The organism is Nocardia sp. CA-120079 (genome assembly GCF_050955745.1).
Lineage (GTDB): Bacteria > Actinomycetota > Actinomycetes > Mycobacteriales > Mycobacteriaceae > Nocardia.
The window spans coordinates 7263632-7285677 of record NZ_CP192088.1; the positions used below are offsets into that span (position 1 = coordinate 7263632).

The following is a 22046-nucleotide window of genomic DNA, read 5'->3' on the forward strand; positions in this document are numbered from 1 at the left end:
GAGCAGTTTGCGGATGCCGTCCGCAAGTGGGCAACGCAGCCCGAATCGTCCCGGTGCCGGGGTGTCGGGTCCTCCGGCACCGGGCGCACCAACAGGGAGGCGTGATGCGACGAGATGGGTTGCGGACCACGCAAACCGAGGGCGGCCGCAAGATCGCTGTGTGGCAGTTGGCAGGCCGTATACCGCGAGTCCTGCGCGTGCAGCTCCCTGGTGAGCACTTCACGGCTTACCGCGTGCCGTCGAAGACGCCGCTCTACGGAGCTCAACCGGGAACAATCCTTTTCGACGCGTATCCGGATTTGGCCGACGCTCGGGAAATGCTTCCGCAGCACGAAGACCTGTGGAACGTCCTGCGCGATGACTACTGGGCTGTGCTGCTCGGTACGACTGATCTCCCAAATCCGTTGGGGGCGTGATGATGTTGTCCGACCTCGTTTCGTCTAGTTCGCAGGAGATCGCGCCGTCCGTGCGGGCGCTTCTCGCCGCCTTCCATGAGGAGACTCTTCAGAAACTCGCTATTGCTCCGATCGATAGCGACCCGATCTACCAGGCTGCGGACGGTTGGCTGTGCCGGGTGGGCGAAGACGGCTGGATCTTCGACTCGGACGCGGTGCTCGACAAGGCCGACACAATCACGATCCAGCCGACCAGTGTTCGCGATATCGAGGAACCCTGTGATGAGACACTGACGCAGAACGGGCAGCGACGACCATACGGAGGCATCGGCGTGGGGAATGATGAACAACTCGGTCTGGATTTCGAAGTTGAACAGACCGAGTGGGGTAAGTGGGTCGACCCGGACCGGCGAGCGGCACAAGTCCGCAAGTTCTTGGAATATGCAGGGTTGCAGCGGATTCCATCGAAGCCATGGCCGGAAGACTCGGCGGAGGTAAAACGACTCGACCCCATTGTTGCGGGCCTCTTCCCCGATATGGCTACCGCGATGGCCCCTGAGAACGCCAACATGGCCGATGCGTTCATTTGCTTCATCGGGGAATGCTTCATCAAGTTCGCGGGCGCGAAATGGGTTGAGTTCGAGTGGTTCGGCCGCGAGAACTCGTTTTATGACCACGTCAATCCAGCCCTGCTGATGGACACCTATGACGAAGACGTGGATACGGCGTGGGGGTTGATGGAAAGCATGATCGACTATCACCCCGAAGTATATGACGGCATGTTCTCGCAGATAGCCAAAGCGATTCGCGAATACGCAGCCGATCACGAAGAGAAACGCCGCGAAGAAGCCTCGTCGGTCATGTGATGTGACCCGATAACTTTCGACACACAATTCAACACCTCGGGGGGTGGATTCCGTTATGCCGGACGGATACGACAAAGACCGCGATAACGTCGACAACAACACGCGCGGCAGGGTATTCGAAAACGGCACCGATCGCTTCTTTCGCGATCGCGAAAACGGATATGTCCAGCAGTCTCGTACATACACAACACGCGCGGGCCGGACCGAGTTCGACAAGATCAGGGAACGCGACGGTCGCACTGACACCATTGAAGAGAAATCAGGAAGGGTCGACACCCCCAAAGATAAAAAGCAACTGGAAGTCGTCCGCGCCATCCTTGAAAAGGATGAGAATCACCAGCATATACTGCGAACGGTCGAAGGCGAGTTCATTTCGAAAGACGTGCAGGTACTTCTCAAAGACCTCAAAGAACGGTTTCCGGACCAGTTTACGCATCAAGTTATTTCGAGAGAGGATGCCCGGGAGATCTGGGCGCGAGGTCTGGAAAGGGAAAGGAGTCCGCAACTCGAATTGCCCGGTGTCCGCGAACAAGCGCGTGAGCAGAAGGAACGACAGCGCGAGGCCCGGCAGCAGGCGAAAGAGCGTCAGGACCGGACGCGGATCGCAGAGCGGGTACAGCGGGCACGTGATCGAGAGATGGCGCGTAGCGTCGGTTCACGAGAGTTGAACGAGAAACGCGAACATGTCCGCGCGGATGTCGCGGAGCAGACGCGGAATATCGCCGAAACTCGCCAAACGGGTCATGCGCTGGAACTCGAGAAGATTCGGGAAGCCCACACCCGGATAACCAAGGACTTAGCCGATATCCGCGAAATAGAACGCGCGAAGGCGCGGGAAATGACCCGTAGCACCGGACTCGGCCGCGAACCAGCGCAAGAGATGGAACGGCACCTCGAGCAGAGCCACGAAGAGCAACGCAAAGACGTGACACGTGAGCTGGGGGAGATCGGCTCTACGATCGCGCGGGAAGACGATCGGCGACACGAGCGCGAATCGGTCGAAAGGCAACGCGAACAGATACGCGAAGTCCGTGAGCGTGCCGCACGGGAGGGTGTGCCGCGCGAAGTCATGCACGTGTTGGAAGTCGGCCGACTACAGCCCGGAGAACAACCCAGAACACGCGAACCCGACCGCGACCTCAACGAGCACCGAGCGCGAGAAGCCGCCAGGGAACGCGAACGAGTAGCCGAACGAGAACGCCTGCGCGGGTTGGGACGAACGCCGGACGGAGCGACTTAGCTGTGTCTACTTCTGGACTCGTATGCGCAACCGTCGCCGGAGTTGCGGGGCTGGGCGTCGTGGTGCGCGCCGCGTATTCCGTCAGCGCATCAACTGTGACGCCGACTCATGCGGCGCAAAGCACGAGGCCGTCTGGACTTTGATCGACGCGGGGGTGCTCCGACCAAGCACACGTATCGAACGGTGATGAGACACTGACACAGAACGGGCAGATCATGGAAGCGGCGAAAGAGTTGTTCGGCGACCGGGCCGGATTCTTCGCCATAGAAAACCGCGACTCCGCAGACCAATTCATCCGGTTCCTTGGCGAATGCTACGTGCGGCGCGCGGGTTATGGATGGATGAACATACCGGAATGGGGTCCGCCACTGTACAACGATTTCGGGCCGTCCGTGCGGCTCGGCGACGACCGGATCTCCGACGTGTCTATGGTGTCGATAGCGAAGCGCCTGTTCGACGACAGTGACGGACCCGAGATGATCGAATACAACATCACCGAAGCTGTTCGCCGGGCACGGAGAATCCGAGCCGTCACATAGCAGCACGCACCTGGGACTCAACAGCGACAGCCCACGCCAGATGATCGACGCTGACCAGGCAAGGGCACGCGTTGAGGCTGAAAGGGACCGTTCCATACACCAGCAGCGCGAACGAGCGGAACGCGAACGTCAACGCGGGCTCGGACGGGAACAGAACTGAGACGTACCGGTGAGCAATCGACATGAGTGAGCGCGAGTACTTTGCCCGGTTCGCCAAGCGGGTTGGTATGTACCTCGGGCGCACGAGTCTTCGCGGCGTGACGGCCTTCATGGTCGGTTATGACCAGGCCGCCCGCCGCTATCGCCGGCCGGGGCTGGACGGCTGGTGTGAGTGGCTGACGGCCAATCACCAGCCACATACAGCTCCGAGCGCCGCAACAATCACCAACCAGCCGCCGTGGCATCGAAATTGATCACGGCTGGCCGGTGGCGAGCGCCTGTGCGGCGTCGAGGAACTCCGGGCCGCCCATGACGTATCCGCCGACGGTTGCACCGATCAGCGCACCCGCGGGGATGCTGATCCCCCATATCAAGGGGAAGCACGCTCCGAGGATGCCGCCCACGATCGCACCGCCGATGACGCCGGGCAGGTTCTTGTTGACCTGCTCCTTGAGCCGGTCGTAGGAGCTGATGTCCTGCAGTTGCGCAATATCTTCTGCCGTCGGGGTCGGTGTCACCGACAGAGTGCGACCGTCCGAACCGATGTGCTGCGCAATCGCGATCGAACGCCCGTCGGCGGCGAACCACTGCGGTATTTCGGTCACCGCCGCTCCGTCGCCGGACTCGAGCACCACCGCACCGTTCTGCGCGATCTCGAACTTGCCATTCTCGACGGTGGCGGTAATGACCCTGTCGACTGGCGAAACGGCGATCTGGTAGTTGATTCCGTGATCCACACCGGAAGTCGTGTCGCCCGCAGTCACCGCGGTCGGCTGCGCCGTCACGGCCGGTTCTGCATGCGCTGTTGCCGCAGTGACACCCACGGCCGAGATGGCCATGAAAACAGCAGCAGTGATCTTCTCGAACTTCATCCTTCGAATCCCTCCACTCAGCTGCCCCGGATGGGCGGACCGAGTCAGACCTTAGGCGTCGAATCCAGTGGTGTGCGGTACGCCACACACAGCAGACGACAGATTGCGCATCTGGCTGCACGATGGGGCAATCTGCCGTTCCCCATCGGCTCGCCGCGCGGGCGTACTGCGGGAGCGGCGGTCGTACGACGCTAGGTGGGAACAGTTCACCTCGGAATGAGGAGGCCCAATGCCCACCTACCTGTCGCCTGGCGTGTATGTCGAGGAGGTGGAGGCCGGGTCGCGACCGATCGAGGGTGTCGGTACGGCGGTGGCGGCCTTCGTCGGGTTCGCCGAGCGTGGGCCGTTCAACGAGCCGACGCTCATCACCAATTGGAGCCAGTTCAGTCAGCAGTTCGGCGATTTCATCGACGGGAGCTATCTGGCGCATGCGGTGTACGGGTTTTTCGGCAATGGCGGTGGCGCCTGCTATGTGATCCGGGTCGGCGTGGACGCCAATGGGAAAGGCAAGGGGAACAAGGAACTTCCCGCCGGTACGCGTCAGGCGGTGCTGGGCGGGTATCGGGTTGCGGCCCTGGATCCGGGCAATGTGAAACCCGATATCACCGTCGAGGTTGCCGCGGCAGGCGACGGTGCGCCGGAGGATCAGTTCACGATCATCGTCAAGCGGGGACCGAAGGTGGAGGAAACGATCGGACCGGTCACCACCAAACGCGGTAAGGACAATGTGGTGACGGCCGTGCGGGCACAGTCGAAGCTCATTTCCATCGAGGAGCTGAGTTCCGGTGGCGCACTTTCCCGTCCGGAATTCGGCAGCGTGACGCTCGTGGTGCCGCCCGCACCGAAGCCGACGCCAGACCGCGTCTGCGCCGAGGATTACGTCGGTGATGTCGCCGATCGCACCGGTTTCTCCGGGCTGGAGGCGATCGATGAGGTGACGATGGTCGCGGTGCCCGATCTCATGAGCGCCTATGAGCGGGGCGCCATCGATCTCGAATCGGTGCAGGCCGTGCAGCTCGCGATGATCGCGCACTGCGAATTGATGGGTGATCGGGTGGCGATCCTGGATCCGCCGCCTGCGCTCGGTCCGCAACAGGTGAAGGAGTGGCGGGTCGAAAAGGCCGGGTACGACTCGAAATACGCGGCACTGTACTACCCATGGATCAAGGTATTCGACCCCGCCGCGGGGACCGGGCGCTTCGTCCCGCCCAGCGGCCATATCGCCGGGATCTGGGCGCGCAACGACGAGTCTCGTGGTGTGCACAAGGCTCCGGCCAACGAGGTCGTTCGCGGTGCGCTCACGCTCGGCGTGCAACTCACCAAGCCCGAACACGATCTGTTGAATCCGTTGGGTATCAACTGCATTCGCACATTCCCCGGTCGCGGGATCCGCGTGTGGGGTGCGCGCACGCTGTCCTCGGATCCGGCCTGGCGGTACCTGAATGTCCGGCGGCTGTTCAACTACATGGAGGAATCCATCCTGAACGGCACCCAGTGGGTGGTGTTCGAACCCAATGACGACGCGCTGTGGGCGCGCATCCGGCGCACGATCAGTGCCTTCCTGGTGAACGAATGGCGTAAGGGCGCACTGTTCGGTCTCACCCCCGACGAGGCGTTCTACGTCAAATGCGACCGCGAAACCAATCCGGCCGAAGCCATCGACGTCGGGCAGGTGGTCTGCGAAATCGGTGTCGCCCCGGTCAAACCCGCCGAATTCGTGGTCTTCCGCCTTGCCCAGATCTCCGGCGGCACCAGCCTCGTCAACGAATGACCACCCCCCAGAAAGTAGGACATCATGGCGCTCCCAGACCTCGACACGTCGGTCGGCCATTCCTTCGGCTTGGAAATCGACGGTGTTGTGATCAAACAGATTTCGGAAGTGTCGGGCCTCAAACTCGAACAGGACGTCATCGAACTCAAGCAGAACACCGCCGATGGCAAGTACGTCATCAAGAAACTGCCCGGCCGGTACAAGGCCGGCGAGGTCACCTTGACGCGCGGTCTCACCGGTGACAACAGCTTTGAAAAGTGGGTCAAGGATTCGCGATTCGGCAAGATGGGTGCCGCGCGCAAGGGCGGGGCCATCATCGTCTACGACTACGAGGGTCAAGCGATGAAGCGCTACAAGCTGACCAATGCCTGGCCGAAGTCGCTGGAAATCGGTTCCTTGAAGGCGGGCGACACCAGCGTGCTCACCGAGAAATTGGTCATCACCTACGAAAACCTCGAGGTCGAGTAATGCGCCGCGTGCACAGTGGGGTCGACCGACTCGGCGCCGTAGCGGTGGATACGCGGGTCGAGTCGACGCCGGAGCCGGTAATGCGGACGGAGTTTCCGTTCGTGCTGCCGCGCGGCTACCTCGACTCGTCGGGGACTGTGCACCGCAGCGGCACCATGCGATTGGCCACCGCACGTGACGAATTGGTGCCACTGCGTGACGATCGGGTTCGGGAGAATCCGGCGTACCTGTCGGTCGTGCTGATCGCGCGGGTGATCACCCGACTGGGCACCCTCACCGATATCCACGCGGGCATCGTCGAGGACCTGTTCGCATCCGACCTGGCCTTTCTGCAGGACCTGTACCAGCGGATCAATGCCGAGGGCCACAGCAGGGCCGGGGTCACCTGCCCGGAGTGCGCGCATGAATTCACCATCGACCTCGCGGGCAGCCGCGTGGGGGAATAGCGACGTACGGGGTCGATGCATTGCTCCAGGAGATCTCGTACGTCGCCTACCACTTCCATTGGCCGCTCGCCGAAATCCTCGACCTGGAGCATCCGGATCGGCGGCGCTTCGCCGATGAAATCGACCGCATCAATACCAGAGCCCGAGGGAGGTGAGCAGCGATGGGGTGGTTGGACCGGCTGTTTCCATGGCGGGGTACCGAGTCGGTGCGCGAGACGGAACCTGCTGTGCGGGCTCATGATTGGGCTGTGACATCGCCGGTGCAACGGGTTGTTGCAGCGCCATCCCTGATCATTGGTCCGGCGCGGTTCGCGGACGGCCTGGTATCGCATCGGGATCCGTCCTTTCGGGGGCCGGTGGTGCATGCGGTCGATGCCGAGGCGCCGTCCGGGTGCGTGGCGGGGCTCGATAGCAATCCTGTTGCTGTGCAGCGACACTCGGATGGCACGGATGCCGCGACTGAGCGCCGGCCAGCGGTGATGCGGCGTGAGCTCGCGGCACCGGCGGGGTCGGCTGGTCCGGTGGCCTGGGCAGGTCGGTTGGGCTCGGCCGGTCCGGTGGTCCTCGCCCGCCTCGAACAGCCTGGGAACGAGTTCGTTTCGGCCGGAGGCGCATTCGAACCGGAGATTCGTCCGGTGCCGACCATGACGATTCCGCCATCGTCGATACCGGAATCAGTAGCGCCACTTCCGCAGAACTCCTCATCGGCAATCGATTCTTCAGTCGCGCAGTATGATTCGGAGTCGGCTGAGCCATCGAGCTCGGGGCGTGACGAGCCGGAGAGCGGAGCAGACGTTCCCACCGCGGCGGTCGATACATCGTCCGAACCCATACCGACGCATCCCGATTCGACGGTGCCGAGGCAGCGCGCGATCTCGCCCCTGCGTCCACGGCGGTACGGGCTCGGCGCTCCCTTGCCGGAAACCAGTGACCCTGCGCATTCGACCGCGCCTTTCGTTCAACGATCCGCTGGCGAAGGTGATTCGGGGCTCGCATACCCGCTGTCTGCCGAACCGCCCGGCATTCAGCGGAGCTACGTCGGCGGCACACACGACGTGATCCGTCGCGCGGTCGAACGATCGGCCGGCGCACGAACGGAACCCGTCTCACCGCCGACGCCCCAGGTGATGGGTGCGAGCGCGCCTTTGCAGATCCAGCCCGCCGCATCGTACGACGATTACTCCGAAACCCGTTGGGCTCCTGATTCTTCTGAGAAATCAGCCTCGACATCTGAGCACTCGATGCCGTCCTCCCAGCGGTCCGTACAGACCTCCGAACAACCGGTACCGACCTCCGAACAGCCGATACCCACCTCTAGGCAGCCAATGCCGACCTTTCAGCGGTCCGTACAGACCTCCGAGCAACCAGTACCGACCTCTGAACAGCCGATACCGACCTCTAGGCAGCCAATGCCCACCCTGGAACGGCCGATCTCCACCTCCGAGCAGCACGTGCCGACCGCCGACCGGCCGATACAGACCTCTAGGCAGCTGATACCCACCTCGGGGCGGCCGATGCCCATCTCCGAACAGCACGTTCTGACATCCGAGCGGCCGATGCCCACCTCCACGACCTCCGGGCAGCCGATGCCGATCTCGAGGCAGCTGACACCCACCTTCGAGCAGCACGTGCCGACCGCCGACCAGCCCGTCCCGAACTCTGGGCAACTGATACCCACCTCCGAGCAGCCAAGACCCAACCCCGAGCGGGCAATGCTCACCCCCGAGCAGCCCATGCCCACCTCCCAGCAGCCGACGCCGCCCTCTGCAGAATTGGTGCCGATCTCCCGCCGAACAGCACCGACCATCGGAGCAATCGACACAGCGAGCTCGGTCGACGGCCCGCTGCCTGTACCTGCGATGTCTCCCGATACCACTCCGCGCCCCGCAACCACCTCCGAGTCAGCCCAATTGACCGCTCCCCCGCCGACGCCCGACGTCATGGCGGACTCATCGGCCAGTCACGCCGCCAACTCCGAATCGGCTGCACCCCAAAAATTTACGCCCATAACGTCACCTGACATCGTTGCTCCAGTACTCGCGACGCGCACCATGCAGCGCCAGACTCGACCTGAAGTTACGGACGTCCCGGCAGCTTCACTTCGGCCCCGAGCCTCGACCTCGGTGCGGCGCGCGATATCCGAGCCGACACCCGAATATTCCGGTGGGCCAGCGGGGTTCGAAGCCACCCCGGCTCTGACCCACGCTGCACCAGACCCCGGGTCCACCGATTCCTCGGCCATCGCAACCCACATCGTGGGAACAGTCGGCACGTCGGCCCTACCCACGACGGTGCAACGCTCAGCGGGTTTGCAGCCAGTCGCATCGGCACGTACCGCACCCCTCACTCCGACTACTGTGCAGCGCCAACCCGCGACGGACAAAACCACCACCGCCACGCTCGCTCACCCACTCACTGGCTCTCCAGCCCCCTCAGCCCCGCCAACCCTTCAGCGCATCTTCGACTTCGGCATCTCGACCGCTTCCGCCCCGTCAGCCACCAGAACCGCATCCGCGCCGGACCTGGCGCATACCGCCGCCCACAACCGCGCCATCGAGCCTGTGTGGTCCCCGATGCCCCTCCAACGAACCGTGGCAGCGCCGACACCGGATGTCGCCGACACGCCCGCGCAAAGCAGCCCTCCGGAACCACCGAAAACCACAGAACCCCCTGTCGTCGTCCCCGACCCCACGCCCATTGACCAGCCCAGCAGTGTCTCGACAGACACCAACGCGGCACCCCACGCAACCCCCATCGGCACCTCCCCCACCGACATCGACGCACTCGTCGCCCGCCTGTACGACCCGATCGTCCGCAAACTCAAGGCCGAACTGCGCCTCGATCGCGAGCGTGCGGGCACGGCCCTCGATCTCACCCTCTGATCACCCGAGGAGAACATAATGCCAACCGATCTCGACCCCGCGGTCAGCGTCTGCTTCGTCGTGACGATCGACAATATGAGCCTCGGCGCATTCAACAGCTGCGAGGGCCTCGGCTGCGAGGTGGTGATGGAGCAGCGTGAAGAGGGCGGCAACAACGGTTACGTCTGGCAGCTGCCCACTCGAATCAAGTTCTCCACCATCAAACTGAGCCGTCCGGTCACCCCGGATACGGCGAAGGTGGCCGCGTGGTTCGGCAGTGTCGCAACGGGTGTGCGCGCGAAGACCGGCCAGATTCGGGCCATGACCGCCGACGGCACCGTGGTCGCGCAGTGGGGTCTGCTCGGTGTGATGCCGGTGCGCTGGACCGGTCCCTCGCTCAATGCCGAATCACCGAAGGTCGCCGTGGAAACCATCGAGATCACCCATCACGGCTTCGTCGAGCCGGGGAAGGCCTGAGATGCCCGCGCCGATCGCCTTCGCCGCCAGCAGTGCGGGTGCCGACCGATCCGGTAGCGGCCGGCCGAAATTGGAGCATGCGTTCCTCGAGGTGCGCGATCCGCCGGTGGAAAAGGGATCGCTGCAACCCGGCCCGCGCTGCGGTCGGATCGACTTCCAGTTCAATCCGAAGGAATTGTCGGTTACCAAGTCCGCCAAGTGGAATCGCGATGCGCAGAAGGGCAGCAAGAAGAGCGGCGTGCCCGAGTTCAAGGGCGCCGACCCCGCCAAACTCACCCTCGAAATGTTTCTCGACGCGGGCCCACAGCAGGACACCAAGGTGGTGGACACCGTCGAGCGGCTGTTCGCCTGCTGCGTGCCCACCGACGAGAGCCACGACAAGAAGAAGTCGAGCCCGCCGTGGGTGATCTTCCACTGGGGCGGCCTGACCGGATTCACCGCATATGTGAGTTCGGTGGCGGTGAAGTACACCCTGTTCACCGCGGGCGGTCTGCCGATCCGCGGCACCGCGACGGTCACAATCGAGGAGATCGCCGCCGACCAGCCCAAACAGAATCCCACCTCGGGCAGCCTGACCGCGCGCACGATGCACACTGTCATCGCGGGCGATACCCTCGCCTCGATCGCCTGGCGCGAATACGGCGATCCGACCCGCTGGCGCGCCGTCGCCACCGCTAACAATATCGATGACCCGATGCGGTTGCGGCCCGGTACGGAACTGCTCATCCCGGCCGCCGACGAGCTGGGGTAACCGTGCCCGCCCAGGACTTCACCAACCAGCTGCTCGTCCGCATCGCGGGCACACCACTGCCCGCCGATATCGCGGCACTGCTCACCCACGGCATGGTCGACGACAACCGCAGCGCGCCAGACCTTTTCGTACTGCGCTTCCGCGACCCCCAGAACATTGTCCTGGACAAGGCGAATATCAAAATCGGCGTTCCGGTCGAACTCGGCGTCGCGTCCAATGAGGCGAACACCCCGGTGCCGCTGCTGTCGGCCGAGGTCACCGCGATCGAAAAGGAGTTCGACGGCACCGGCACCTTCACCACCGTGCGCGGACTCGACAAATCGCATCGGCTGCAGCGCGGACGGCGGGTGACCGGCTTCGAGCACATGTCGGCCGCGGACGTCGCGCGCCGGATCGCGAGCGACGCGGGTGTCGATATCGGCAAGATCGCCGCGGGTGGTCCTGTGCTGGAACAGATTTCGCAGGGCAATGTCAGCGACTGGGAGCTGCTACGCCAGCTCGCCGCCGACAGCGGCGTCGAGGTGGCGGTCACCGACGGCAAACTCGACTTCGGCAAACCCACCACCGCGGGCTCCGCGCCGCGCATCGAGGCCAAGGCGACCGAGGATCCGCTCGTCCTCGAGCTGGGACGAAATGTGTTGCGGCTATGCGCCATTGTCACCTCGGCCGACCAGGTACCTGGTGTCCAGGTCCGCGGCTGGGATGTGACGTGCAAGAAAGCCGTCGTCGCCGATGCCCCCGCGAAGACCGTGACGGCCGAGAACGGCGTGCGACCGGAGGACCTCGCCAGCCTGTTCAAAGCGCCGAAACTCGTTGGTGCGCAAGCGCCATATGGCACCCAGGGTGAGGTGGACATCGCATGTAAGGCACTCGCCGAACAGGTCGCGAGCGGATTCGCGGAATTGGAGGCGGTGCTACGGGGCAACCCGAAGGTGCGCGCGGGCACGGCCGTTGCGCTGGCCAATGCCGGTAAACCGTTCGAGGGCAAGTACACCGTGACGGCGTCGCGGCACACCTTCGATCCGGAGACCGGATATACGACCAGCGTCATCGTCAGCGGACGGCGTGATCGCACGCTAGCGGGACTGGTTAGCGGTGCAGCACAAACTAATTCGGCTCGCGCGGGGTTCCCTGGTGTGGTGATCGGACAGGTCAGCGATAACAACGATCCGGCGAATACGGCCAGAGTCCGCATCACCTTCCCGTGGCTGGCCGATGGTTTCGTCAGCGTATGGGCCCGGACCGTGCAGCAGGGGGCGGGCCACGAACGCGGCGCGCTTTTCCTGCCCGAGGTCGGCGACGAAGTACTCGTCGCCTTCGAGCACGGCGACTTCAGACGTCCGTACGTCATCGGCGGCCTGTACAACGGCGTCGACACACCCCCGACCGGGGCGGGCGGTCTCGTGGACCGCACCAGCGGTGCGGTGAACCGGCGCTCGATCGTCTCCCGCACCGGCCACCGCGTCGAGTTCCGTGAGCAGGCGGCAGGCGCCCAGGGCGTCCATGTGGCGACCGGCGACCAGAAACTCACCCTCGACTTGGACCAGCAGCAGACCACGATCACCGTCCACAGCGACGGAACGGTCACCATCTCGGCCCGCAATGGCGTGACGATCGACGCGGGCACCGGAACCCTGAAGCTCACCGGCAACGACATCTCGCTCGGCGCGAAGTCCGGGATCACCCTCGACGGTGGCGCCGGACCGGTGCGGGTTTCCAGCACCGCCGGCATCGAGGTGCGAGGCACAACCGTATCCGTGAATGGCAGCGCCAGTGCGGAATTGACGGCCGGTGCGACCGCGACCGTGCGCGCGGCCATGGTCCGGATCAACTGACGGAAAGGAAGTGGTCGATATGCCACCCGCCGCTCGCGTCGCGGATCCGACCGCACACCCCGGTGTGATCGGCCCCCCAGGCGTGCCGACAGTCCTGATCGGCGGAATGCCCGCCGCCACCGTCGGCACGCCGCATATCTGCTCATTTCCGCCGCCTGCCGTCCACCCGCCATCGGCGATCGCAGGCCCCGGCTGTCCGACGGTGCTGATCGGCGGAATGCCCGCAGCCCGCGTCGGCGACCTGTCGGCCTGTGGCGCACCGATCGCTATGGGCTGCCCGACCGTCCTGATCGGAGGGTGACCATGGCCGAACAGTTCATCGGCGCGGGCTGGGCGTTCTTTCCCATGCGAACCGACTACACCGGCGCCATCGCGCTGGTGGGCGCGGATCAGGAGATCAAGGAGAGCATCCGGCTGATCCTGGGTACCGCACCCGGGGAACGTCCGATGCGACCCGAATTCGGTTGTGCCATCCATGAATTCACATTCGCACCGGCGGATGCCGCGACTGCTGGGCAGATCGTCTACGAGGTGCGGGCCGCGCTGGAGCGGTGGGAGCCGCGCATCGACGTCGACACCGTGCAGGTGCGTTTCGATTGTGTGGACAGCGGAACGCTGTATATCGATGTCCGGTACAGCATTCGGGGCCGCAACGACCCCCGCAATCTGGTGTTCCCGTTCTATGTCATCCCGGAGCACGCGGAATCGGGTGGTGTGTCGTGACGCTGCCCGCGCCCAACCTCGACGACCGCAGCTTCCAGGGCCTCGTCGACGACGCGAAACGCTATGTCCAGCAGCATTGTCCGGAATGGAGCGACCACAATGTCTCCGATCCGGGCGTCACCCTGTTGGAAACGTACGCCATGGTGGTCGACCAACTGCTCTACCGGCTCAACCGGGTGCCGGACCGGCTCTACCTGAAATTCCTCGAGCTCCTCGGCATTCGACTGTTCCCACCCGCGGCCGCCACCGTGCCGGTCACCTTCTGGCTCTCCGCGCCGCGCGAGGAGGTCGTGCTGGTGCCCGTCGGCACGCAGACGGCCACCGATCGCGAGGACACCAGCCGACCCGACCAATGGCGTACCGAGACAATCGAACCCGTCGTCTTCGCAACCACGGTCGACCTGCCGATCGTGCCGTGCACATTGACCGCGATCGCCACCGGAGCTGCGGGCGGCCCCGTAATCGACCGCACCGACGAGCTGACCACCGGAGCGCAATTCGCCTGCTTCTCCCCCACTCCCGCACTCGACGACACGATGTATGTAGGGCTGTCGAATCCGGTGCCCTCGTGCGCCGTTGTGCTGCGATTCGACTGCCGCGTCGAAGGTGTCGGCGTCGATCCGCGCCAGCCACCACTCGTGTGGGAGGCATGGGACGGACGCCGCTGGGCCGGCTGTGAACTGGAACGCGACGACACCGGCGGACTGAACCGTCCCGGCGATATCGTGCTGCACTTGCCGCCCACGCACCGGGCATCGCCGATCCAACGGCGCACGGCGGGCTGGCTGCGGTGCCGCGTGGTGCCCGTGCGCCCCGGCCAACCGCCCTATACCGCCGCGCCGCGGGTGTTCGCCGCATCGGCCTTCACCATCGGTGGAACCGTCGACGCCCGCTATGCCGAGATCGTGCGCGACGAGGTCATCGGGATGTCCGAAGGTGTTCCGGCACAGGAGTTTCCGCTCGATCAGCGACCAGTCGTCGCCGAGCCGGACGAGGATATCGTCGTCGAGGTCGCGGCGGGCGATGGCTGGCAGCAGTGGACGCGGGTCGAGCACTTCGGTGACAGCCGACCCGATGACCGGCACTTCACTCTCGACGCCGCCGCGGGCGTCATCGTCTTCGGACCCGCCGTCCGTCAGCCGGACGGCTCGGTGACGCACTACGGTGCGGTGCCGCCGAAGGGTGCGCCGATCCGGGTACCGCTCTACCGGACCGGTGGCGGACGTCGCGGCAATGTGGCGCGCGGTACCGTCCGTTCGCTGCGCAGCTCACTGCCCTACGTTTCGCGCATCGAGAACCGCCGGCCAGGTACCGGCGGAGTGGACGGCGAGACGGTCGAGAATGCGAAACTGCGCGCGCCGATGATGCTGCGCACTCGCGAACGTGCCGTCACCACAAGGGATTACGAGTTGCTCGCGCTGGCCTCCTCGCCGCGCGTAGCCCGCGCCCACTGCCTTGCGGGCTCGGGCCAGGACGCGGCGGTGGTCCGGGTGCTGATCGTTCCCGAGGTGGACAGCGACGAGACGGCGACCGTCCCGTTCGAACGGCTCCAACCATCCGACGAGCTGCTGCAGCGCGTCGTCGCATATCTGGACGAACGGCGGATGATCGGGGCACGCCTGATCGTCGAACCGCCGCGCTATCGCGGGGTGACCGTCGTCGGCGCGGTGCGCGCACGCGCGACCAGCGATCCGGCGCGGGTCCGCGCCGGTGCGATCCGAGCGCTCAACAGCTACCTGCACCCGGTGACCGATGGTCCGAGCGGTCAGGGTTGGCCGCTCGGCAGATCGGTGCAGGCCGGGGAACTGTATGCGGTACTGCAGGGGGTCGACGGCGTCGAGCAGATCGATGACCTGCGGTTGTACCCCGCCGATCCGATCAATGGCACGCGCGGTGAAGCCACGCAGCGAATCACCTTGCCGCCCAATGGTTTGGCGTATTCGTTCGAGCATCAGATCAAGGTCACGTCATGAGGGGCACGGTCGCTGGACTGCCGTCGGCGCATCCGCTCGGCGAGTTCCTGCCGGGCATCTACCTCGACGACCCGTTCGTCCAGCGCTGGACGAACGGGATGGACGAGATCCTCGCACCGGTCTTCCTTACCCTCGACGCCCTGCACACTTACGTCGATCCCGCGCTCGCCCCCGCCGACTTCCTGACCTGGCTCGCCGGCTGGGTCGATGCCGACACCGACGAGCAGTGGCCGACGGATCGGCTGCGGGCCGTCGTCGCGTCCGCGGTCGGCATGCACGCGCGTCGCGGGGGTGTCGCGGCGATGAAGGAGCACATCCGCAGGGTCTGCGGCTGCGAGGTGGAAGTGGCGGAAAGCGGCGGCGCACGGTGGTCCCGCACACCCGACACCGTCGCACCCGGCGATGCGGTGCCACGCCTGGTCGTGCTGGTACCCCCCGACCGCTGGGATGGGCCTACCCGGCAGCGGATCGCACGCGCGGTCGAGGCGATGTGCCCGGCGCACGTGCCGTTCGAGTTGGCCCCGCAAGCACGGTAACCGGATTCGCGGATTGAACGCCCAACTCGGCGAGCATCTTCGCGTAGTCGCGCCGTGCTCGCTCCGCGGCGGCCAGATCGTCCGCACGCTGGTAAGCCGAGATCAGCAGCCGCCAGGCGCGATCCAGGTACGGATCGATATCCAGGCTGCGCCGCAGCGCATCGATCGCGGCGGCGGCACGATCGCGGCCCAGCTCGAGTTCGGCGAGGGCGACACCGGCGAGCGATGCTTGGGTTCGGAGCCGGTCGCGTTCGGCAACCACCCATTCGACGGCTCCATCCGAGGGCAGTAGTTCGCCTCGATATTCGGCCAACGCTGTCGTGAGCGCACTGTGCGCCCGGTCCTCGTCGCCGATCTGCAGGGCGGACCGGCCCGTCTCCAGCGCGGCCTCGAAGGTGACCACGTCGGCGGTGCTACGGCCGTTGAGGACAAGAGAATACGTCTCGCCCCGGCGCATCAGCAGCGTCGACTTGCCGCGGCCGGTATCGGGTTCGAGGAAACGCCGAACCGCGGACACGCTCACCTGGAGGCTCTGCCGGGCCTGTGCCTCGGACAGATCGGGCCACAGCGCCGCGACCAGATCGTCACGATGCACCCACCGCCCCGCCCGCATCGATAGGTAGCGAAGGGTCGCCGCGGCACGTGGCCGGAGGGTCCGCGGATCCAATTCGAAGCCGTCGACCTCGACCACGTAGGCGCCGAGACAGCGCAGCCGCAGCAGCGCGTTCTCCGGGGCTGGCAGTGCAACAACGGGTTTCGGCTCACTAACGAGGTCGACGAGTGACCGAGGTAATGGCATCCCGATTTCCACGGCGAGTGCACGCGCGGCCGCGAAAGGTGCCGCGGCGACATTGTCGGTTCGGACGGCGTTGGCGAGTAGGGCGATCGCGCGAGCACCGGGTACGCCGGTCGCACGAGCGAAAGCCTCGGCGCACGTCGCCTTGGTTTCGGCATCCCCCGCATTTTCGGCCGCAGCCGCCAAGGCTTCGAACGACAACGCCCACGCCTTCGGTGTATCGGCGCGCAGCCGCACGCACCGTTCGATGACCGCCCGCCACAACGACATCGACGGCTCGCCCGCCAGCAGTGCCCGATACGCCGCGATCGCCCCCGCCAGCGCGGCTCCCCAATGATCTCCCGCCGCATCGCATTCCGCGGCGACCTCGGAGCCACCGAGCTGTGACAGCGCGCGGCACTGCCGCAGCAACGCCGTCGCACCCGCGCGTTCGGCCTCACCCGCGAGCAACTCGATGCGCATCCCGACGTGCTCACCACAGACCATCGCCGCGATGGTGCCGACGAGCTGTGTCCACAGATCGAGCATCGGGACCGTCGCATCGTCAACCGACAGCTGGGCTCGCTGACCGGCGCCACGCACGTGACCGGCCAGCAGCAAGGCACATGTGTGTGCGAAAGCCGTACCGGCACAACCGTTGTCATCGTCGACATAGTCCAACGGACGACGCATCGATGCCGCCCGGATCCGATCGAGCCAATGCAGTTCGACTTGCGGCGCGGCATCGAGCCAGATATCGACCAGACGCCGTTCCCGCGCGGCCGCGTCGCGCAGATCGGGCTCGGAGAACAGCCGCTCGGCATGTCGATACCGCTGCGCCCCCTGCCGCAGATTTCCCGACGCCACTTCCCGACGAGCCGTCGCCAACGACAGCCAGGGATCCTGCTCGACCACCGATGCGGGCAGGCCGGCGCACCACACCGGACTCCGCGGATCACCGACCACCCGCGCGCCGTGCGTGTTCAGCAATCTGGCCACCTCGGTCCAGTGTTCCGCACGCGCGAACAACCGTGCCGCCTCCGGATAGGCGTGCTCGTCTTCGAGTTGGGTCGCGGCCTTGCGGCACCACCGGGCCGCCTCGGCCGCGCCGAGTTCTTCGCGCAGCGCCGAGGCCAGATGCTGGCGCAGCACCTCGTGGTAGCGGAAACTGTGGCCGTCGTCGTCCGAGCTGGTCAATGCCTGGCGCCGCTCCAACTCGGCCAGCAGCGCCGCCGAATCGGTGCGATCGAGCAGCCGGTCGCAGCGTTCGGCGGTCACCGTCTCGAAAACATGTGTGCGGCGCAGGAATTCACATAATTCGGCGGGCAGCTCACCGAGCACAGTGCGCGCGAGATAGCCCTGCAGATACCGCGCCCTGCCACTCAGCGCGCGGATCGCCGCGCGTCGCGCACCCGCGCCGAGCGTCTGGGTGCCGAGGTGGAACAGGTGCAGACCCGCCGCCCAGCCATCGGTGAACCGGGACAGCGCCGCCGCCTCGTCCGGTGGCAGGCGATGGCCGTAGACGCTCGTGAACAGCTCCTCGACCTCCCAGCAGCGGAAGCGTAGATCGTCACCGGACAGCACGGTCACCCGACCGATTTCCGCGCGCATCAGGTTGAAGGTGGGGCGCACCCGAGAGCCGAGAACGACACGCGCACCGGGACCCGACAATGCGAACCGTTCGAAGGCCGCCTCGGCAGTCCCGCCCACAACGAAGTGGAAATCATCCACTATCAGGGTTCGCGGCCCGTGCTCCGACGCCGCACGCAGCCGCCGCACGAAACGCTCGGCATCGATATCGTCCGGATCGGCCCGATACCAGGCCACGCCAGCGCCGCCGGCCGCGGCATGCTGCTGCAGTAGGTGCGTCTTCCCCGAACCCGCAGGCGCGATGACCACCGTGACATCGGCATCCGCCATCCGGTGCAGCAACCTGGGCCGCTGCAATCCCAGCCGTCCGCCCCCAGACGATGCCGTGGCACCTGATTCGACCACGCGACACCTCCTCCCGGCCATCCCGGTGTCACCTCCGAGTTTGCGCCGAGTCGAGCACAAGGACACGGGTATTCGACTACGCAATTTTCCTAGTTGACTCGCGCGAACCTACCTCCTCCATGCTGGTCAAACGATCACCATGCGTTCGTGGCGGCATCGGGCGAGAGCCACCAACACCAGCGCATGCTGGTCATCAGTCCAGTTGGGGGAGGGTGAAGCGGAGGGTGAGGAGTTGGAAGGGGCGTAGGTGTAGGCGGACTCCTGTGCCCTCTGGGGTTGCGGAGGTGTCTGCTGGTTGGGGGCGTTCCAGTAGGTCGCAGGTTTGGCATCCGGCGTTTTCGAAGCCTGTGGTTACCAGCGCCGAGGCTCGGCCGCCGTGGGCCTCGTAGACGCGGAGCACGACGTCGCCGCTGCCGTCGTCCGCGAGTTTGACGGCGCTGGTCACGACGGCGTCGTTATCGATGATGACCAGTGGCGCAACGGGTTCGGCGACACCGGGGCGCGAGATGGTGAGGTTGATGCGGTAGCCCGCGCGCACGGCATCTCCGATCGAAGCTCCGGGAATCAGGGCGTGCCGGAAGTGGTGCGTACCGTGGTCTGTCTCCGGATCAGGGAACCGGGGTGCCCGCAACAGCGAAAACCGCAGCGTTGTCGTTGTTCCGCCGTCGGCTCGAACGGTGCGGGTGACGTCATGGCCGTAGGTGGAGTCGTTGACGAGCGCCACACCCCAGCCGGGCTCGGCGAAGTGGACGAACCGGTGATTGCAGGCCTCGAACTTCGCGTACTCCCAGCTGGTGTTGGTGTGGGTAGGTCGGAAGACGTGCCCGAATTGGGTTTCGGACGCATAGCGGTCGGCGTGGATGTCCAGGGGGAAGGCAAGTTTGAGGATTTTCTCGGTCTCATGCCAGTCGACGGTGGTGTCTATATCCAGACCGCGCGCGCCCGACCGCAGCGTCAGGGTCTGCTCGACCTTGGACGAGCCGAATGAGCGGCCGATTTGCACCACCGCTTTGTCTTTCGAACCTTGTTCTGCCGCAACGAATTTCGCCTCGGTCAGGTCGGTGACCCGGTTTCGGTAGAAGAGATCGACATCCCAAGCGTCCCAGGAGTTCGGGAAATCCGGGTGTAGCTGTAGGAGATTCGCGACCGAACCCGGTGGCAGCGTCTCGCGCCGATGCTCGAGGTCGAACACCGATGCGACGAGCCCGCGCGCGTCGACTTCTACCCGCAACAGACCGTTGTCGAGGACGAACCCGCCACCCGCACGCTCGACCACCGAGCATGAATCACCCGAATCCACCGGAGCAGCGGCACCGGCTGGAACCGCTCGCCAGGTGTGCGGCGTCGGGTTGAAAATATTCGGTCCCACCCGCTCACCGCCGAGCACCCATTGCGCCCGCTCGATAATCGCCGTCAACTCCGCTGCCACCGCCGCATACGTCTGCTCCGCCTCGCGGTGCACCCATGCGATCGACGAGCCGGGCAAGATGTCATGAAACTGGTTGAGCAGCACCGTCTTCCAGATTCGGTCAAATGCCGCGTACGGGTACTCGAGGTGCTTCCGCACCGCCGCGGTGGCGGCCCACAGCTCGGCCTCCCGCAGCAGATGCTCGCTGCGGCGGTTGCCCTGTTTGGTCTTCGCCTGACTCGTCAATGTGCCACGGTGCAACTCCAGATACAGCTCCCCCACCCACACCGGCGGGTTCTCGTACTCGGCCTCGGCCTTGGCGAAGAAGCCGGATGGGGAGTCCCACACCACTTTCGGCGAACCCTCGAGGTCGGCCATCCTGGCGGCCTTCGCGATCATCTCCCGCGTCGTGCCGCCGCCACCGTCACCCCAGCCGGTCGGCGCCAGCGATATCGACACACGGCCCTTCTCCTTGAAATTCCTTGCGGCATGGGCGATCTCACGACCGTGCATCGAACAGTTGTAGGTATCGACCGGCGGGAAATGGGTGAAGATCCGGGTGCCGTCGATCCCCTCCCACAAGAAGGTATGGTGCGGAAACTTGTTGCTCTGACTCCACGAAATCTTCTGTGTCAGTAGCCATTTAGATCCGGCCGCCTTCATGATCTGCGGCAGTCCGGCCGCGAACCCGAAGGTGTCGGGCAGCCAGGCCTCTTCGTTCTCCACGCCGAATTCCGTCAGAAAGAACCGCTTACCGTGCACGAACTGCCGCGCCATCGCTTCCGAGCCTGGCATATTCGTATCCGCCTCGACCCACATCCCGCCGGTCGGCACGAACCGTCCCTCCGATACCGCCTGCTCGACCCGCGCATAGACCTCGGGACGGTGCTGCTTGATGAAGTCGAACTGCGCGGCCTGGGACATCGCAAAGATGAATTCGGGCTCCTCGGCCAGGAGGGCGGTCATATTCGAGGTCGTACGCGCGACCTTGCGCACTGTCTCGCGCAGCGGCCACAGCCACGCCGTGTCGATATGCGCGTGGCCCACCGCGGAAATCGTGTGCGCGGACGGCACCGCGGGCTTGGCCAGCACATCGACCAGGCATTCGCGCGCCGCCGCAGCGCTGGCGTTCACATCCTGCAGATCGACGGCGTCGAGCGCGCGCTCGATCGCACGCACGATCTCGTAGCGGCGGGCAGGTTCCTCGGGCATCTCGTGCATCAGCTCACCGAGGACCTCCAGATCCTGCACCAGCTGCCAGACCTCGTCATCGAAAACCGCGAGATCTATTCGGCCCAGCCGGTATTGCGGCTCGGCACCAGCAGTGAGCTTGTCACCGAGAGCGTTCGGCGAGAAGAAGGGGATGATCGGGTTCGAAGCCGCCTCGACATGCAGCAGTACCTGCTCGCCACCGACCGCCGGGGACGCCACCCGCACCCACTGGTTACGCGGGTGCAGCCCCTTCACCGGCGATCCGTCCGACCGATAGACCAGACCCTCGCACTGGAAGCCAGTCATATTCCGGTCGAAGCCGAGATCGATGATCGCCTCGACAGTCTTGCCCGCCCACTCGGCAGGCACCGTTCCCTCGACCGTGAACCAGCTCGTTCCCCATGGCGCGCCCCACCTGACACCGGATTCGATGGGCGTCCGAGGCGCGGCCAATCCCTCGGCAACCGGCACCGGCTCATCCGGCGCAACCCAGACCGATGCCCGCAGCGGCACCGATTCCGGATAGATCGCCGGAACGATCCGCTCTGCGAGGACCCGCCCGAGGCGGTCCTCGATCAACCGACGGTCATCGTGCACAGCGCTGGCTCCCATCGGCCCGGAGGAGTGATCACCGACCGCCCCATTGTCCGACAGCACAGTGAATTCCGGGTGATACCAGCCCCTTTCATCATTCCATCATTTGATGTACCGTTATTTAACGGCTCAATAAATGCGGTTTATGCA

General features: G+C 65.2%; 21 protein-coding genes. 17 read left to right on the top strand and 4 right to left on the bottom strand.

The window, feature by feature from the left end; genetic code table 11:
- The first annotated feature begins 104 nt into the window (after window positions 1-104).
- From ACQPYR_RS33615 to ACQPYR_RS33635, 5 genes are all read left to right on the top strand, one after another.
- A complete protein-coding gene (locus ACQPYR_RS33615; protein WP_433622872.1) occupies window positions 105-416 on the top strand; it encodes a hypothetical protein in 312 nt (103 codons plus the stop codon).
- Window positions 416-1261, top strand: a complete 846-nt coding sequence (locus ACQPYR_RS33620) for a hypothetical protein (protein ID WP_433622873.1) — start codon at window positions 416-418, stop codon at window positions 1259-1261. Before ACQPYR_RS33615 ends, ACQPYR_RS33620 begins: the two co-directional genes overlap by 1 nt.
- A 55-nt stretch (window positions 1262-1316) precedes the next feature.
- Window positions 1317-2501, top strand: a complete 1185-nt coding sequence (locus ACQPYR_RS33625; RefSeq protein WP_433622874.1) for a hypothetical protein — start codon at window positions 1317-1319, stop codon at window positions 2499-2501.
- Between the two features lie 215 nt (window positions 2502-2716).
- Entirely contained in the window at window positions 2717-3040 is a 324-nt protein-coding gene (locus ACQPYR_RS33630; RefSeq protein WP_433622875.1) for a hypothetical protein, read from the top strand.
- A gap of 182 nt (window positions 3041-3222) precedes the next feature.
- Complete coding sequence (locus ACQPYR_RS33635) at window positions 3223-3453, top strand: hypothetical protein (protein ID WP_433622876.1); 231 nt, start codon at window positions 3223-3225, stop codon at window positions 3451-3453.
- Here ACQPYR_RS33635 and ACQPYR_RS33640 read toward each other — a convergent pair whose 3' ends face one another.
- Window positions 3454-4071: a hypothetical protein gene (locus ACQPYR_RS33640; protein WP_433622877.1), complete on the bottom strand. Its 618-nt coding sequence runs from the start codon at window positions 4069-4071 to the stop codon at window positions 3454-3456.
- Window positions 4072-4300: 229 nt separating this feature from the next.
- Between ACQPYR_RS33640 and ACQPYR_RS33645 the strand changes: the two genes are divergently transcribed.
- Genes ACQPYR_RS33645 through ACQPYR_RS33660 form a run of 4 tightly spaced genes read left to right on the top strand, consistent with a single transcriptional unit; the run spans window position 4301 to window position 6911 of the window.
- Window positions 4301-5842, top strand: coding sequence for a phage tail sheath subtilisin-like domain-containing protein (locus ACQPYR_RS33645; RefSeq protein WP_433622878.1), 1542 nt, complete (start codon window positions 4301-4303; stop codon window positions 5840-5842).
- A 24-nt stretch (window positions 5843-5866) separates the two neighbouring features.
- Window positions 5867-6310 (top strand): phage tail protein, encoded by a 444-nt coding sequence (locus ACQPYR_RS33650; RefSeq protein WP_040699500.1) that lies wholly within the window; start codon window positions 5867-5869, stop codon window positions 6308-6310.
- Complete coding sequence (locus tag ACQPYR_RS33655) at window positions 6310-6756, top strand: hypothetical protein (RefSeq protein WP_433622879.1); 447 nt, start codon at window positions 6310-6312, stop codon at window positions 6754-6756. Before ACQPYR_RS33650 ends, ACQPYR_RS33655 begins: the two co-directional genes overlap by 1 nt.
- Window positions 6753-6911, top strand: coding sequence for a DUF6760 family protein (locus ACQPYR_RS33660; protein ID WP_433635314.1), 159 nt, complete (start codon window positions 6753-6755; stop codon window positions 6909-6911). The genes ACQPYR_RS33655 and ACQPYR_RS33660 overlap by 4 nt, the downstream gene beginning before the upstream one ends.
- 1181 nt (window positions 6912-8092) lie before the next feature.
- On the opposite strand, the gene ACQPYR_RS33665 is transcribed toward ACQPYR_RS33660, so the two are convergent.
- Entirely contained in the window at window positions 8093-8698 is a 606-nt protein-coding gene (locus ACQPYR_RS33665; RefSeq protein WP_433622880.1) for a hypothetical protein, read from the bottom strand.
- A gap of 649 nt (window positions 8699-9347) precedes the next feature.
- Here ACQPYR_RS33665 and ACQPYR_RS33670 point away from each other — a divergent pair.
- From ACQPYR_RS33670 to ACQPYR_RS33705, 8 genes are read left to right on the top strand one after another with little or no spacing between them, the layout of a single operon-like run.
- Entirely contained in the window at window positions 9348-9638 is a 291-nt protein-coding gene (locus ACQPYR_RS33670; protein WP_433622881.1) for a hypothetical protein, read from the top strand.
- Window positions 9639-9656: 18 nt separating this feature from the next.
- Window positions 9657-10094, top strand: a complete 438-nt coding sequence (locus ACQPYR_RS33675) for a phage tail protein (protein ID WP_063041010.1) — start codon at window positions 9657-9659, stop codon at window positions 10092-10094.
- A 1-nt stretch (window position 10095) separates the two neighbouring features.
- On the top strand, window positions 10096-10845 hold the full coding sequence (locus tag ACQPYR_RS33680) for a LysM peptidoglycan-binding domain-containing protein (protein ID WP_433622882.1): 750 nt from the start codon (window positions 10096-10098) through the stop codon (window positions 10843-10845).
- A 2-nt stretch (window positions 10846-10847) separates the two neighbouring features.
- A complete protein-coding gene (locus ACQPYR_RS33685; RefSeq protein WP_433622883.1) occupies window positions 10848-12680 on the top strand; it encodes a VgrG-related protein in 1833 nt (610 codons plus the stop codon).
- Between the two features lie 19 nt (window positions 12681-12699).
- Window positions 12700-12981: a PAAR domain-containing protein gene (locus ACQPYR_RS33690; protein ID WP_063041004.1), complete on the top strand. Its 282-nt coding sequence runs from the start codon at window positions 12700-12702 to the stop codon at window positions 12979-12981.
- Window positions 12982-12983: 2 nt separating this feature from the next.
- Complete coding sequence (locus ACQPYR_RS33695; protein WP_433622884.1) at window positions 12984-13403, top strand: GPW/gp25 family protein; 420 nt, start codon at window positions 12984-12986, stop codon at window positions 13401-13403.
- Complete coding sequence (locus ACQPYR_RS33700) at window positions 13400-15376, top strand: putative baseplate assembly protein (protein ID WP_433622885.1); 1977 nt, start codon at window positions 13400-13402, stop codon at window positions 15374-15376. The genes ACQPYR_RS33695 and ACQPYR_RS33700 overlap by 4 nt, the downstream gene beginning before the upstream one ends.
- A complete protein-coding gene (locus tag ACQPYR_RS33705; protein WP_433622886.1) occupies window positions 15373-15912 on the top strand; it encodes a phage tail protein I in 540 nt (179 codons plus the stop codon). The genes ACQPYR_RS33700 and ACQPYR_RS33705 overlap by 4 nt, the downstream gene beginning before the upstream one ends.
- Here ACQPYR_RS33705 and ACQPYR_RS33710 read toward each other — a convergent pair.
- A complete protein-coding gene (locus ACQPYR_RS33710) occupies window positions 15830-18682 on the bottom strand; it encodes a BTAD domain-containing putative transcriptional regulator (protein ID WP_433622887.1) in 2853 nt (950 codons plus the stop codon). The genes ACQPYR_RS33705 and ACQPYR_RS33710 overlap by 83 nt on opposite strands.
- 193 nt (window positions 18683-18875) lie before the next feature.
- On the bottom strand, window positions 18876-21899 hold the full coding sequence (locus ACQPYR_RS33715; RefSeq protein ID WP_433622888.1) for an alpha-mannosidase: 3024 nt from the start codon (window positions 21897-21899) through the stop codon (window positions 18876-18878).
- Window positions 21900-22046: the final 147 nt, after the last annotated feature.